This is a genomic window from Corynebacterium sp. CCUG 69979 (genome assembly GCF_024454095.1).
GTDB classification, from domain to species: domain Bacteria; phylum Actinomycetota; class Actinomycetes; order Mycobacteriales; family Mycobacteriaceae; genus Corynebacterium; species Corynebacterium genitalium.
The window spans coordinates 1-13,566 of the sequence record NZ_JAGPZA010000032.1 but is presented as its reverse complement, the minus strand read 5'-3'; the positions used below and the strand labels follow the sequence as shown (position 1 = coordinate 13,566).

At 63.7% G+C, this 13,566-nt stretch carries 15 protein-coding genes and 1 tRNA gene; 7 read left to right on the top strand and 9 right to left on the bottom strand.

Features of this window, described 5'->3' with window-relative positions:
• Positions 1-379 precede the first annotated feature (379 nt).
• The 3 genes from KBX18_RS11575 to KBX18_RS11565 all read left to right on the top strand — a co-directional run bounded on the left by KBX18_RS11575 (position 380) and on the right by KBX18_RS11565 (position 2,943).
• Positions 380-1,237 carry an HAD family phosphatase gene (locus tag KBX18_RS11575; RefSeq protein WP_005287190.1) on the top strand — a complete coding sequence of 286 codons (858 nt, stop codon included), beginning with the start codon at positions 380-382 and terminating at the stop codon, positions 1,235-1,237.
• Between the two features lie 141 nt (positions 1,238-1,378).
• Positions 1,379-1,957 (top strand): phage holin family protein, encoded by a 579-nt coding sequence (locus KBX18_RS11570; protein ID WP_005287193.1) that lies wholly within the window; start codon positions 1,379-1,381, stop codon positions 1,955-1,957.
• Between the two features lie 68 nt (positions 1,958-2,025).
• Positions 2,026-2,943 carry an alpha/beta fold hydrolase gene (locus KBX18_RS11565; protein ID WP_255996250.1) on the top strand — a complete coding sequence of 306 codons (918 nt, stop codon included), beginning with the start codon at positions 2,026-2,028 and terminating at the stop codon, positions 2,941-2,943.
• Between the two features lie 3 nt (positions 2,944-2,946).
• Here KBX18_RS11565 and KBX18_RS11560 read toward each other — a convergent pair whose 3' ends face one another.
• Genes KBX18_RS11560 through nth form a run of 4 tightly spaced genes read right to left on the bottom strand, consistent with a single transcriptional unit; the run spans position 2,947 to position 6,292 of the window.
• Positions 2,947-4,134, bottom strand: a complete 1,188-nt coding sequence (locus KBX18_RS11560) for a MarP family serine protease (protein WP_255996249.1) — start codon at positions 4,132-4,134, stop codon at positions 2,947-2,949.
• Entirely contained in the window at positions 4,134-4,865 is a 732-nt protein-coding gene (locus KBX18_RS11555; RefSeq protein ID WP_255996248.1) for a CoA pyrophosphatase, read from the bottom strand. The genes KBX18_RS11560 and KBX18_RS11555 overlap by 1 nt, the downstream gene beginning before the upstream one ends.
• Positions 4,866-5,468, bottom strand: a complete 603-nt coding sequence (locus tag KBX18_RS11550) for a TlpA disulfide reductase family protein (protein ID WP_255996247.1) — start codon at positions 5,466-5,468, stop codon at positions 4,866-4,868.
• Positions 5,465-6,292, bottom strand: coding sequence for an endonuclease III (gene nth / locus KBX18_RS11545; protein ID WP_255996246.1), 828 nt, complete (start codon positions 6,290-6,292; stop codon positions 5,465-5,467). Before nth ends, KBX18_RS11550 begins: the two co-directional genes overlap by 4 nt.
• A gap of 344 nt (positions 6,293-6,636) precedes the next feature.
• Here nth and glxR point away from each other — a divergent pair, with 344 nt between their 5' ends.
• Positions 6,637-7,320 carry a CRP-like cAMP-activated global transcriptional regulator GlxR gene (gene glxR, locus KBX18_RS11540; RefSeq protein WP_005287208.1) on the top strand — a complete coding sequence of 228 codons (684 nt, stop codon included), beginning with the start codon at positions 6,637-6,639 and terminating at the stop codon, positions 7,318-7,320.
• A 33-nt stretch (positions 7,321-7,353) separates the two neighbouring features.
• Here glxR and KBX18_RS11535 read toward each other — a convergent pair whose 3' ends face one another.
• The 4 genes from KBX18_RS11535 to KBX18_RS11520 all read right to left on the bottom strand — a co-directional run bounded on the left by KBX18_RS11535 (position 7,354) and on the right by KBX18_RS11520 (position 9,221).
• On the bottom strand, positions 7,354-8,175 hold the full coding sequence (locus tag KBX18_RS11535) for an MBL fold metallo-hydrolase (protein ID WP_255996245.1): 822 nt from the start codon (positions 8,173-8,175) through the stop codon (positions 7,354-7,356).
• A 10-nt stretch (positions 8,176-8,185) separates the two neighbouring features.
• Positions 8,186-8,641, bottom strand: a complete 456-nt coding sequence (locus KBX18_RS11530) for a RidA family protein (protein WP_255996244.1) — start codon at positions 8,639-8,641, stop codon at positions 8,186-8,188.
• Position 8,642: 1 nt separating this feature from the next.
• Positions 8,643-8,795, bottom strand: a complete 153-nt coding sequence (locus KBX18_RS11525; RefSeq protein ID WP_005287216.1) for a DUF4177 domain-containing protein — start codon at positions 8,793-8,795, stop codon at positions 8,643-8,645.
• A gap of 66 nt (positions 8,796-8,861) precedes the next feature.
• A complete protein-coding gene (locus KBX18_RS11520; RefSeq protein ID WP_005287219.1) occupies positions 8,862-9,221 on the bottom strand; it encodes a WhiB family transcriptional regulator in 360 nt (119 codons plus the stop codon).
• Positions 9,222-9,429: 208 nt separating this feature from the next.
• Between KBX18_RS11520 and KBX18_RS11515 the strand changes: the two genes are divergently transcribed.
• Positions 9,430-11,835: a transglycosylase domain-containing protein gene (locus KBX18_RS11515; RefSeq protein WP_255996243.1), complete on the top strand. Its 2,406-nt coding sequence runs from the start codon at positions 9,430-9,432 to the stop codon at positions 11,833-11,835.
• Positions 11,836-11,847: 12 nt separating this feature from the next.
• On the opposite strand, the gene KBX18_RS11510 is transcribed toward KBX18_RS11515, so the two are convergent.
• Positions 11,848-12,297, bottom strand: a complete 450-nt coding sequence (locus KBX18_RS11510; protein ID WP_255996242.1) for a GatB/YqeY domain-containing protein — start codon at positions 12,295-12,297, stop codon at positions 11,848-11,850.
• A gap of 24 nt (positions 12,298-12,321) precedes the next feature.
• Here KBX18_RS11510 and KBX18_RS11505 point away from each other — a divergent pair, with 24 nt between their 5' ends.
• Both KBX18_RS11505 and KBX18_RS11500 read left to right on the top strand, forming a co-directional pair.
• A complete protein-coding gene (locus KBX18_RS11505; protein ID WP_255996241.1) occupies positions 12,322-13,224 on the top strand; it encodes a metallophosphoesterase in 903 nt (300 codons plus the stop codon).
• Positions 13,225-13,341: 117 nt separating this feature from the next.
• Positions 13,342-13,418, top strand: a tRNA-Pro gene (locus tag KBX18_RS11500).
• The last annotated feature ends 148 nt before the right edge of the window (positions 13,419-13,566 follow it).

Below are 13,566 nucleotides of genomic sequence, written 5' to 3'. Positions count from 1 at the left end.
ACTCAATCGGCATCCAAAAAGGCCAGATCTAACCCCCACGACACGCCGAGCCAGACACACATTTTGTCGTTTAACCCCACGCCGAGCCAGACACACATTTTGTCGTTTAACCCACAGCATGCGGAGAGAATAAGAGACGGCCCGCGCTATCGGGGGGTGCGCGGGCCGTCTTACCCGGCCACAGGGGGGGGGATCGGGCCGGGGCCGGCCACACTGTATATCGGGGCCGTGCAGATCTGATTATGGCATATAAATTCGATTCTGCACAAGACCCAAACTCAGATAGTTCGAAAAATATTTCGAAGCCCCCGTACAAACGCATGTGAGCTGGCTGTTTTCCGCGGCAAGTTGGACAGTTTGTGGATGTAGAATCATTCGCATGACAGATACTGGCCCGGATCACAGCGCCGCAGCGTCACCAGCGTCACCGCAACGCGTCGGCGAAGGCACGGGTGAGCGCGTGGCCGCGTTCTTCGACTTGGACAAAACAATCATCGCCACCTCGTCGGCCTACGCCTTCGGCCGCGGGTTCATGGACAACGGGTTGATCACACGCCAGGAGGCGTTAGAGCTCTACCTGTCCAAGACGTCGTATATGTTCTCCGGCCACTCCAGTGCGAAGATGGATGCGACCCGCGACCGCATGGCGGCGATGGTGAAGGGCTGGCCAGTCGAGCAAGTGCGCGACGTCGTTGCCGACACCATGGCGAGCGTGGTCACCCCAGCGATTTACTCCGAGGCCCGGGAACTCATCGACTACCACCGCGCGCAGGGCCACGACCTGGTCATCCTGTCCGCATCCGCGTCCATCCTGGTGGAGCCGATCGCGGCAGAGTTGGGCATCGAGACAATTGTGGCAACTCAGGCGGAGGTCAAAGACGGGAAGCTCACCGGTGAGATCACCCACTATCTCAAGGGCGACGCGAAGGCGGATGCGGTGCGGCGCCTCGCCGACGAGCGCGGGTATGACCTTGCGCGCAGCTACGCGTACTCCGATTCGCTTACCGACGTCCCCATGCTCGCGATGGTCGGCCACCCCGTCGCCGTGAACCCCGACCGGGGGCTGCGCAAGCATGCGGCAGCAAACGGGTGGGACATCCGCAGCTTCAAGAACCCGGAGCCCCTCTTCCCCTCCCCCGGCGCGAAGGAGATCGGTATCGGCGCCGGCATGGTCGCCAGCGTCGCCGCCCTGACTGCTTTCGGCGTGTGGCTAGCCCAGCGCCGCAAGAGCGCTTAAGGCCTAGCGTTACCTACGTCACGCACTCAGCGGGAATGTCATATACAGTAGACTTCCGTTGAGATAGGTTGAAAAAGCTCAAAGCAAGGTTGAGAATCTGCCTGCAATGGGCGGGGCCCACCCGAGGAAGGTTTTAGAACAGTGAGCAACGACGGGATGTACACCAGCGGATCGACCAGCTACAAGGCAAAGATCGATTCCATCCCCCTGCGCGACACGGACGTGACGCAGCCGGGCGCGGACTCTTTGGGCACCCTGGTGTCCAACGCCACCGAGCAGGTTTCCAGCCTTGTCCGAAACGAGATTGAGCTGGCTAAGACCGAGGTTGTCGGTGAGGCTAAGAAGGCAGCGATCGGCAGCGGCATGCTCGTCGCCGCTGGTGTGATTGCATTGTTCTCCACCTTCTTCTTTTTCTTCTTCCTGGCCAAGCTGATTGCCATCTGGACGAATGACGCATGGGGCTTCGGCATCGTCTTCCTGCTCATGCTCATCACCGCAGGCATCCTCGCCCTGGTGGGCGTGAAGCGCTTCCAGGCGATGAAGAAGCCGGAGAAGACCATCCAGTCCGTCAACGAGCTCAAGGGCCTCGTCCCGGGCCAGGCACAGAAGAACCTGGAGAAGGACACCTCCGAGCTGTACACCTCCTACGGCACCGGCACCACTGTTCCGGCTGGCTACCCCACCGCGCAGGGCACCGGCTCCACCAAGGTGACCGACTAAGTACCGCTTAATTTTTAGCTGTTTAGCCCGCGCATTGTCGCGGGCTTTTCGCTTATCGACGCACCCCCATGAAACAACCCATCTCCCCGAACACTGTCGCCCTGTCCGGCCCGTTTGAGCACGTCATGCTGCATACCCGTGGCATTCGTTTGCACGCAGCTGTCGCCGGTGATCCGCGCGACCCGCTCGTGCTGCTCATTCACGGCACATTCGGAGCGTGGCTGGACTTCCGCCACGTGATTGAACCGTTAGCTCAGGAGGGGTTCCACGTCGCGGCCGTGGACATGCGCGGTTACGGGATGTCGGACAAGCCCCCGTCGCGCCCCGGCGACGATACGTTGCTGGCCGTCGGGGACATCGACGGCATGATCACCGCCCTCGGGCACGAGCGCGCGCACCTTGTCGGCCATGACACTGGAGGGGCGTTGAGCTGGGTGTATTCGGCCGCTTACCCGCACCGAGTCGACAGTCTCGTCGCCGTGTCGGCAGCCCACCCCTACGATCTGCGCAGCTACATGCGCCGGCGGCCATGGCAGTTGATCTACATGACCACCCGCGTGGCTATCGGACGCCTCCCCAGCTGGTTCCTGCGCTGGTTCGCGGGAGCAATTCCGCAGGTGTGGCGCAGCGAGCTGACCATCAACACCCAGCCGGGTTTCCACCGGTCCGACGCGTTCACTGAGACCCTCGCTCTGCGCGTGCAGGCCGCCAGCATCCACAACGCACTGCGCGGGATCATTCACAATTCCCGCATGCTCACACCGAAACTCATCTCGCTGCCGAACAAAGCCAACGCCAACGCGCCAACCCACGCTCCTGTGCTGCTCATCCACCCGCCCCAAGACGTGTGGACGCGTATCGACGAACTCTCCACTGCCCGCGCCCGCGGTCCGCTGACCCAGACGAGCATCCCGGACACGAAGAACGTGCCCCACGTGGAGAATCCGCTGGGCTTTGTCGACGCTTTGACGAGCTTTTTCAGGTAAGCGTCACGCCACGCATTGTTGCGTATCGACGGCCGCGGTCAACCCCGCATACTCCCCCACGACACGCTGAACCTGGTCCATCGTTAACGCATAACCGGTCTCTGAGCCGTCGACAGCTGTACCGAAGATGACCCCGACCACGGCACCGTCGGGCGCGACGAGCGGCCCACCGGAGTTGCCCGGCCGCACGTCGCCGCGCAGGGTGTAGGCCTCACGCTCCGTGCGTCCCGTGGCGTAGATGTCGGGGCCAGCGACCATGATCCGGTCGCGCACACGCGCCGGCGAAGCCGTGAACGGGTTGGTGCCGGGATAGCCCAAGACTACGACATCGTCACCGGTGCGCACTGGTTTCGGCGCTGTCCGCATCGGCTCGATGCCCAAGTTCGGGACGTGCAACACGGCAAGGTCCACATCCGGGTCGAAGAAGACCACGGTGGCTTGCTTGACGCCCACCACGGTGTCTAGCTCTACGTCATCGGTGCCTGCCACAACGTGGGCGTTCGTGAACACGTAGTCCGGTGCCGCAACGAAGCCGGAGCCGGACATGTGGCGGCTGCAACTCGTCGAATCCCCCAGCACATGCACAACACCGGGGCGAGCCGCCTCGATGACGGCCGGGGCGACCGCTTCCGGGTTCACCGGCTCGACGTCGGCGCTCGCGCCTTGGAAGGGTGAGACTAAGGGGGGTAGGCCGGTGACGTCGATAAGCGCCGCGAGCTGCTCGGGCACCTTGTTGGCCCATGATGGCGCGGCGGTGTCGATGGCGCTAAGCACACGCGATTCCCGCACGCCTTTGCCCAGATCACCGCCGAGGGTGACGGCCACCGGCACGGCGATGAGCCACACCATGATCACCGTGATAACCAATTGCAGCACCGAACCCACTGCGGAGTCCCACCGCTGCGTCGTTTTGGAGCGCATCTGCTCCCGCAGTCCGCCACCGACGGTCGTGCCCACGATGTTTCCCAGCCCCACAAAGAGCACTACCGTGGCCAGCAGTAGGAGCACGCGAATACCGTTTTGATCCGCTAGCTCCACCACGAAGGCTGACACCGCGATGCCCACGACAAGACCCGCAACAATGCCCACCGCGGCCAGCCCGGCAGACAACGCACCGTGCTTCCAACCGCTGACAAGAGCCGATATGAAGATAAGACCAAGGATCAGGTCCACGATGATGGCCGCGGTCACTAGAAACCGTGCCCTTCACCGTTGCGTGACCTGCCCAAGGCATGGCGCAGGTCGACTGCATCCTTGTGCTCCCAGGGTTCTTCCCACCCGGCTTCGCGGATCATCACTGACAGCAAGGAGGCGGTGAACCCCCACACCACGTATCCGTGGAGCTCGAAGGCGGGCCCGGACCAGCCCAACCGGGCGACACGGAAGCGGTTGTCGGGGTTGATGAGGTGGCTGAGCGGGACGAAGAAGACATCGTCATTCTCATTGGGGCTTGCAGACCACACCTCCCCCGGCTCCTGCGCATACGCCAACACGGGGTTCACTGGGTTGCCCGATGGGCCCACTGCGATGGTCTCAAGGACCGCCAGCGGCACGACGCGCTCGGGCTGCAGGCCCGTTTCCTCCCGGGCCTCACGCAGTGCCGCGTCGATCGGGCCGGAGTCCTGCCGGTCCACCTTCCCGCCAGGGAAGGCCATTTGGCCGGAGTGGTTCCGCAACGACGGCGTGCGGTGCGTGATGAGGATCTCTGCGTCATCCGGCAACGTCGCCGCCTCGGGATCACCCGTGAAGCACATGAGCACGGCTGCCCGCTTCGATTTCTGGGACGCAAACCGCATGTGGCCCTGCATCTTCGTGACCAAGCTGGCACTGCCCGGCGCGGACAGCTTGTGGGTCAGCGGGTCCAGCCACTGGGGCGCACGCTCCGGCTGCAGCATCGCGAACATCTCGGGAGTCTCAGACATTTAGAGCACCTCCTCGACGGCCGCGGCAATGTCATCGGCGTCGGTAAACGGCGTGGGCACCACGCCAGCAGTCTCCTGCCCGCGCAACACCACCAGAACCGGGACGACCGGGGGCAGCTTCAGCTGGGCAGCGAAAAGGTTCTCGGTGTCCTGGTAGCTCGGAAGGGTCACGCCAAGCTCGTCGAGAAGCGCGGCGCCGGCCTGCGCGTCCCCGTCCGCGTGCACGCCGACAACGCTGTATCCGGGGTGCGCGTCCGCGAATTCCTGCAGCGCAGGCAGCTCCTCACGGCACGGTTCGCACCACCACGCCCATAGACTGACCACCGTAACCTGGTCATCGGCCACAGCCCCGTCCGCTGAAGTCGCCCCCAAGCAGGGCAGCTCCACCCCACCGACAGTCCCGGTCGGGCAATCAGGTCGGCTGCCGGCTTCTATTTCGCTCACAGTGTTGGTCACGGTGCTGCGCTCCCCCGCGCCCTCCTCACCTTCGGGCGCTGCGCTGTTCGAGCCCAGCTGCCCCCTCAGCATCGACACCGCGCCGACCACCACCAGCGCCGTTGCGGCGAGGATGGCGAGCACGCTGATCAGCACACTGCGCTTCACTCGCTCTCACCCCGCCCCATCATGTCCAGGATGTGCTCGCGCTCCGGCCCGGTCACCAACTTCTCAGCCTCGTCCCACTCAACAGGGCCCGTTCCGAAACTCGGGCAGTCAAACGCCACCGGGCACGCCCCGCACGCTGGTTTGCGGGCATGGCACACGCGCCGGCCGTGAAAAATGATCCGGTGTGAAAACATCGTCCACTCACGCTTCTCAATCACGCTGGCAATCGCGTGCTCGATGGCGACAGGATCGGTGATAGATGCGTCGATAAGCATCATGCGGTGCACCAGGCGCTGAAAATGCGTGTCCACGGTGAGTCCCGGCATCCCGAACGCATTGCCGCGGACCACGTGCGCTGTCTTGCGGCCAACGCCGGGCAGCTTCACCAGATCCTCGATCGCGGTAGGCACGTCGCCGCCATGCTTATCGACGAGCGCCTCCCCGATCCCCTTCAGATGCCCCGCCTTCGCGCGGAAGAACCCTGTCGGTCGGATGATCTCTGCGATCTCGTCGACGTTGGCCGCCGCGTAGCTCGCCGCGTCGGGGTAGCGCCGAAACAGCTCCGGTGTGACAGAGTTGACGCGCACGTCCGTCGTTTGCGCACTGAGTACGGTGGCAATGAGCAGCTCGAGCGGATTGGTGAAGTCCAGCTCCGCGTGCGCGTCCGGGTAGGTCGCGGCCAATGTGCGGTTGATCCGTCTTGCGCGACGGGTGCGCCCCAGCTCAGTCTCTGTGCCTTTTGACGCGGGGTGCGCGCCGGGGCGGCGGAAGCGCACTGGCGTGACGGAGCCTGCTGGACTTCCTGCTGCATCTGGGGCGGACATGCACACAACTATAGCGATGGGTACCACCGGCTCCCCTCCGAGGAACTACGATAGGGAACCATGATGAGTGTTCTCTTCGCGCTTTTGGCCCCGCTGTTCCTCGCCGTGTTCGTTGTGGCCATGGAACGTCTCGAAGTCGCTGTCGTGCACCCTGCCTAAAACCGGCCTCAACGCGCATTTTTCATTTTGGGGAGAAAGTAAACCCGCATGAATGCCCGCCTGTGCCCCAGTGCGCGTGATAGAGTCACACAGTGTGACGTGGCGCGTCTGCCGGGGTCGCGGTGACTGATTCCACATCCTGGAACGCACGGCTCGCGGGTAAGCGCCAAGTAGAAGGAGCGCACATGGACGACGTACAGGAGACACTGGCACGCGCCGGCATTTTCCAAGGCGTGGACCCCGCTGCAGTGACCAACCTCATCGGTGACATGCAGACGGAGACGTTTCCCCGCGGAACCACCATCTTCGACGAAGGTGAGCCGGGCGACACCCTGTACATCATCATCGACGGCAAGGTGAAGCTTGCCCGCCACGCCCCCGACGGCCGCGAGAACTTGCTGTCCGTCATGGGGCCGTCCGACATGTTCGGCGAGCTGTCCATCTTCGACCCCGGCCCGCGCACCTCCTCCGCAGTGTGCGTGACCGAGGTCCAAGCAGCCACGATGGATTCCGAGATGCTCAAGACATGGATCAACGAGCACCCGGAGATTTCTCAGCAGCTGCTGCGCGTTCTTGCGCGCCGTCTGCGCCGGACCAACGCGTCCTTGGCGGACCTCATCTTCACTGACGTTCCGGGCCGCGTGGCCAAGACGCTGCTTCAGTTGGCCAACCGCTTTGGCACCCAAGAGGGAAGCACCCTGCGCGTCAACCACGACCTGACTCAGGAAGAGATCGCCCAGCTTGTCGGTGCCTCCCGCGAGACAGTGAACAAGGCGCTGGCCACCTTCGCGCAGCGCGGCTGGATCCGCCTGGAAGGCAAGTCCGTCGTCATCGTGGACACGGAGCACCTCGCCCGCCGCGCGCGCTAGCCTCCCGGGGCGGCTTGCGCCGCGTGAGCCTATTTAGGCTTCCTTGCCCTCGAGGTAGCGCAGGGCCACACGGGTGGACTGTTCTGCGGCACCGCGCAGGACCGGATCAACATCGTCATACATTGCATCAACCAGCTCGTTGATGCTCACATCTGCACCGCGCTCGGCGCGCACCTTGCGGATCTGGTCCAAGCGGTACTCGCGGCGGTCGATGTACTTGCGGGCGAATGCGGACAGGTCCTCGCCTTCCGGGCCGTGGCCCGGCAGAAGCTTCATGCCTGCGCCGTCTTCCTCGAGCTTGCTCAAGGAATCCAGGTATCCACCCAAGTCACCGTCTGTCTCCGAGATCATCGTGGTGTGGCGGCCGGCGATCGTGTCGCCGGTGCAAATGCCCTCCAGCGTCGAGTCCGGGGACTCCGGGTCGCCGGAGTAGATGTAGAAGCACACCGAGTCGCCCGTGTGGCCGGGGGTGTGCACGACCTTGATGCGCGGAGTGATGCCGTCGACAGCGATGATTTCACCGTCTTGGAGCGGCTCGCCGCCGTTGCAGTAACGCTCGTCGAAAGCGCGGACCGGAGCGCCCGTGAGCTGACGGAAACGGTGAGCGCCGTCAGCGTGGTCGTGGTGGCGGTGCGTCAACAGCACCAGAGCGACCTTGTCGGCCGACGACTGGAGCACGTTGAGGTGGCCTTCATCTTCCGGGCCCGGGTCGATGACAATGCTGTACTCATCCTCCGGGTCTCGGATAACCCACGAGTTCGTGCCCTCCAGTGCTGCGTAGCTGGGGTTCATCGCCAGCACGACAGCGGCAGACGGGGTGACAGGACGCAGTTGGCTATAAGCAGGATGCTGCATGTTTCCCACCCTACGCCACCTCGACTATGAGCTCGAGCTCCACTGGGGCGTCAAGCGGCAGAACTGCGACACCGACAGCCGAGCGAACGTGCGCGCCAGCATCGCCGAAAATCTCCCCGATCAACTCCGATGCCCCGTTGATCACACCGGGCTGGCCGGTGAAGTCGGGTGCGGAGGCTACGTAGCCAACCACCTTCACCACGCGCGTGACGGCATCCAGCCCCACTTCCGCATCGACCGCGGCGAGAGCATTGAGCAGGCATGTCCGGGCGTATTCGTAGGCATCCTCGGCAGAGACCTCCGCGCCGACCTTGCCGGTCGCAGGAAGCGCGCCGTCAACGAACGGCAGCTGGCCCGAGGTCCAGACCTGGTTGCCCACCCGCGTTGCGGGCACGTACGCCGCAACGGGGGCGGCGACGTCGGGGAGGCGGAGACCCAAAGCGCTGATACGCGAAAGGGCACTCACCTTAGAGCTCCCGCTTCATGTAGGCGACGACATTCTCCGGGTTCGGGCCGGGCGTGACAGCGACAAGCTCCCAGCCATCCTCACCCCAGGTGTCCAGGATCTGCTTGGTGGCGTGCGTGAGCAGCGGAACGGTGGCGTATTCCCATTTAGTCATGCCGCCACTCTAGCTGTTCGCCTCCGTTGCAGCGACGATGCGGCATCGCTGTAGCGACGTCAGGAGTTACAGCCCGACGATCTCCTCGCCCGCTGCGAGGTGCGCGGCCCAGTCAGTCACGTGCGGGTTCTTACGCAGCACGGCCCGGCGTTGACGCTCGGTCAGGCCACCCCACACGCCGAACTCGACCTTGTTGTCCAGGGCATCTGCGCGGCATTCCATCTGGACCGGGCAACGGCGACAGATCGCGGCGGCTTTACGCTGTTCAGCACCGCGAACGAAGAGGGCATCCGGGTCGCCGGCGCGGCAGACAGCGAGGGTGACCCACTCGCCGCGCTCAAAAGAATCGACCTTGGGCGGAGAAGTTCGTGCGGAAGCGGGTAGTACCGGCTTATCAAGCGAGCGATTGTGAATCGTTGCGGTCACGAAAATCTCCTTCCCATAGCCCCAATTTCTTGGGACATAGAAATAACCCTGGCAAATTCGTATTTGCCTGCTTTAGGAAAGCCAATCGAGTTCATTGCGCTTTCTGAATGTAAGTGTATTCACCCCCTGGGATTATTGTCGAATAGATCACACGAGCGGGGGTAGGCACCGATTCCCCTGTGGGGGTCTAGGCCGTAGTGTATGAAAGGTGTCTTCACTAGGTTCCCTGGGAAAACTGCTCCTCGGCGTCGTTGCCGCGGGTCTCGCAGTGGTGCTGTGTCTTGCCCCCGTCGTGGGGATCAGCGGGGCTGCTGTCGCTCGCGTCGATGAGACGATGCAGTCCAATCTCGCCGACTTAACCGACGGGTCCGCCCCCGGCGTGACCACGATCACCGATAAGAACGGTGAGCCCATAGCCTGGATCTACAACCAGCGCCGTTATGAGTTGAAGCCGGAGCAGATCAGCCAGGCCGCCAAAGACGCGTTGGTCGCCATCGAGGACCGCCGCTTCTACGAGCACGAAGGCGTGGACATGCAGGGTTTTGCCCGCGCGATGGTCACGAACGTGCTGGCAGGCGGCGTGGAGGAAGGTGCCTCCACAATCAACCAGCAGTACGTGAAGAACTATCTTTTGCTTGTCGACGCTGAGAATCCCGAAGAGCAAACAGCCGCCGTCGAACAGTCGATTCCGCGCAAGTTGCGCGAGATGCGCATGGCGTCCGACCTGGACAAGCAGCTGCCCAAGGAAGAGATCTTGGCGCGATATATGAACATCGTCCCCTTCGGCAACCACGCGTACGGCATTGAGGCCGCCGCGCGCACCTACTTCGGCATCCCCGCCGCCGAGCTCAATGTCCCGCAGTCAGCGCTGCTCGTCGGCATGCTGCAGTCCGCTGAGATGCTCAACCCGTACACCAACCCCGAAGGGGCCACGGAGCGCCGCAACACGGTGCTGCAGGCAATGGTCACCTCCGGCTACCTCGCGCAAGATGAGGCAGACCGCTTCAAGGGCGAACCCCTCGGAGTCCTCGAAGAACCTGCCTTGCTGCCTGAGGGCTGCATCTCTGCTGGTTCTGCGGGTTTCCTGTGTGATTACGCACTGGAGTACCTCGCCGGCAAGGGTCTGCCCATGGAGGAGCTCGAGCGCGGCGGCTACACCATTAGGACCACGCTGGACCCGGGAGTTCAAGAGATTGCGCACAACGCCGCCGCAAGTGCAGTTAGCCCGGGCCAGCATGGCGTCGCCGAGGTGATCAATGTCATCGAGCCCGGCGAAAACTCCCGCAACATCCTGGCCATGACCTCGTCGCGCACCTATGGCCTGGATGGCGACGAAAGTCAGACCGTCCTACCGCAGACGTCCAGCATGGTGGGCAATGGTGCTGGGTCTGTGTTCAAGATCTTCACCGCCGCAGCAGCCTTGGAGCAGGGATACAACCTCGACGCCAAGCTGCCGGTGCCAAAGCGTTCCGTGAAATACGGCATGGGAACCGGCGGTGCTACCGGGTGTCCGGCTGGCGCGTACTGCGTGGAAAACGCAGGATCCTATCCCAGCGAGCTGACGCTTCGCGACGCCCTTGCAAAATCCCCCAACACCACGTTCATCGAGCTTCTCGAGGAAGTCGGCGTGGAAGCGACCGTCGACATGGCCGTGCGCTTGGGGCTGCGTTCCTACGAGGATCCGGGCAGCTTCGACGAGGACCATTCCATCGGGGACTACTTCCGCCAGAACAACCTCGGCGCCTTCACCCTTGGCCCCACCGCCGTGAACCCGTTGGAGCTGTCCAACGTTGGGGCAACGCTGGCGTCCGGCGGTAAGTGGTGCGAGCCTAACCCGGTGGCCAAGGTGGAGGACCGGCTCGGCCAGGAAGTGTTCATCGAGCGCCCCGACTGCGAGGAGGCTGTCTCCCCCGAGCTCGCCTCCGGCCTGGCCAACGGCATGGCCCAGGACACTATTAGCGGCACCGCGAAAGACGCGGCTGCGGCATACGGTTGGAGCGGCCCCGTTGCCGCCAAGACGGGAACGACGGAATCGCACCAGTCCTCGGCATTCCTCGGCTTCAACAACGCTTTCGCTGCCGCCACCTACATCTACAACGACGGCACCCAGACCACCCCGCTGTGCTCAGGTCCGGTCCGCCAGTGCAACTACGGCGATCTCTTCGGCGGTAAGGAGGCGGCCCGTTCGTGGTTCCAGATGGCCACGCAGATTCCGGGCGTGCAAGGAGCTGGGCTCCCCACCCCGAGCCCGCTGTATGACCCTGCTTCGCGCAACGACCTGTTCGACAGCGTCGTCGGCCTCCAAGCCGCCGAGGCCCGCTCCCAGCTAGAGGCAGCTGGGTTCAAGGTCCGGGAGACGAAGGGCACCGCCACCGGCAAACCCGAAGGCGAAGTCGTCGAGGCCCGCACTCCAGAAAACGCAGGCGAAGGCGCTGTGGTCACTCTCGTCGTCTCGGACGGCTCCCCTGCGCGGAACAACCCGCCCAACCGCAGGGACACCCGCGATGACCGCGGCCGCGACGATGACGACGAAGCCTCCCGCTACCGCGACGACCTCGAAGACGAAATCGGCCGTTTCGCCGACGATCTTGCGGACCTGTTCGGCGACCTATAGCGCCCGCTTCGGCTACGACAGTCGCGCCTTGACTGCCGCAGACAGCCGCTTGCCGTCGGCGCGGCCAGCAGCCTTCTCGGTGGCGGCCTTCATAACCTGCCCCATCTCTTTCATGGAGGTGGCGCCGGTGTCGGCGACTGCTTCGTCGATAAGCGCTGCGAGCTCGTCGTCATCGAGCTGCTTGGGCTGGTATGCCTCGAGCACAGCGACCTCGGCGAGCTCAGCGTCGGCGAGGTCCTGTCGGTCATTCTGCTGGTAGATCTCCGCCGACTCGCGGCGCTTCTTGATTTCGCGGGCGACGACCTTGAGCACAGCAGCGTCGTCAAGCTCGTGCTTGGCACCCTCCGTCTCCTCGGTCTGGATCGCGGCGAGCAGCATGCGGATCGCACCCGTGCGCTCCTTCTCCTTCGCCTTCATGGCTTCTTTGAGGTCGGCGCGGATCTGATCTTTCAATTCACTCATGGCTGCCAGGGTAGCCTTGTTCCAATGAAGAAGATCGCACAAGCGCTCGGCGCGGTGACAGCCCTTGGCTTATCGACGCTCGCCTTCGGCCACAGCGAACTGACCAAATTCCGCCTGAAAACCTACGAGCTGCCCATCCTTCCCCCGGGCGTGGATGACTTGCGCATTCTCCATGTCTCCGACCTGCACATGATCCCCGGGCAGAAGACGAAGATCGCGTGGGTCTCCGCACTCGACGCACTCGACCCCGACCTGGTGGTCAACACCGGCGACAACCTCTCGGACGAGCATGCCGTGCCTGACGTGCTGGCCGCTCTCGAGCCGCTGCTCAACCGCCCCGGCGTGTTCGTCTTCGGCACGAACGACTACTGGGCACCGCGACCCGTCAACCCAGTCAAATACCTTCTGGACGCCAAGCGCGAGCCCAGCTACGTGGACCTGCCGTGGAAGGGCATGCGCGCCGCATTCATCGAGCGCGGCTGGCAGGACGCCACCCACAAACGCCTCGAATTCAAGGTTGGGGATGTGCGCCTGGCCATTGCAGGTACCGACGACCCCCACCACGACCTCGACGACTACTCCCTCATCGAAGGCGCCCCCAACCCCGATGCCGACCTCTCGCTTGGCGTCACCCACGCGCCCTACCGGAGGGTCCTCGATCAGTTCGATGCCGACGGCTACCAGCTCGTCCTCGCCGGCCACACCCACGGCGGGCAAATTTGCCTGCCCGGCGAACGCGCCCTTGTCACCAACGCCGACATCGACCGCGAACGCGCCTCAGGCCTGCACCGCTACGGCAGCCGCGACATGTGGCTCGAAGTCTCCAACGGACTGGGCACCTCCAAATTCGCCCCCGTGCGGATCTTCTGCCGGCCGTCTGCGGCGCTGTTGACGCTCACCGCTCGGGAGGATGCTCGGGACGACTAGTGCCCCGTCCGCCGCTCGAATCAGGCGCAGATCAGGGCCGCAACAGCCGTAACCAACAGGCGTTTTGGAGCTTGCCGGATGGTGGACTAAAGTACCCCGGGTACTCATTAAGTGCACCGGGATATGGCGCAGCTTGGTAGCGCGCTTCGTTCGGGACGAAGAGGTCGCAGGTTCAAATCCTGTTATCCCGACCAAATTGAGAAAGAAGCCGCTGGATTTCAGCGGCTTCTTTTTTCGTTCTGCCCAGGCACCGCAATACAGAAGCTGGGTTAAACGACAAAATGTGTGTCTGGCTCGGCGTGTCGTGGGGGTTAGATCTGGCCTTTTTGGATGCCGATTGAG

Coding starts and splice junctions, on each gene's coding strand:
- KBX18_RS11575 (WP_005287190.1), top strand. CDS start 380: ATGACAGATACTGGCCCGGATCACAGCGCCGCAGCGTCACCAGCGTCA.
- KBX18_RS11565 (WP_255996250.1), top strand. CDS start 2,026: ATGAAACAACCCATCTCCCCGAACACTGTCGCCCTGTCCGGCCCGTTT.
- KBX18_RS11555 (WP_255996248.1), bottom strand. CDS start 4,865: ATGTCTGAGACTCCCGAGATGTTCGCGATGCTGCAGCCGGAGCGTGCG.
- nth (WP_255996246.1), bottom strand. CDS start 6,292: ATGTCCGCCCCAGATGCAGCAGGAAGTCCAGCAGGCTCCGTCACGCCA.
- glxR (WP_005287208.1), top strand. CDS start 6,637: ATGGACGACGTACAGGAGACACTGGCACGCGCCGGCATTTTCCAAGGC.
- KBX18_RS11535 (WP_255996245.1), bottom strand. CDS start 8,175: ATGCAGCATCCTGCTTATAGCCAACTGCGTCCTGTCACCCCGTCTGCC.
- KBX18_RS11525 (WP_005287216.1), bottom strand. CDS start 8,795: ATGACTAAATGGGAATACGCCACCGTTCCGCTGCTCACGCACGCCACC.
- KBX18_RS11510 (WP_255996242.1), bottom strand. CDS start 12,297: ATGAGTGAATTGAAAGATCAGATCCGCGCCGACCTCAAAGAAGCCATG.
- KBX18_RS11505 (WP_255996241.1), top strand. CDS start 12,322: ATGAAGAAGATCGCACAAGCGCTCGGCGCGGTGACAGCCCTTGGCTTA.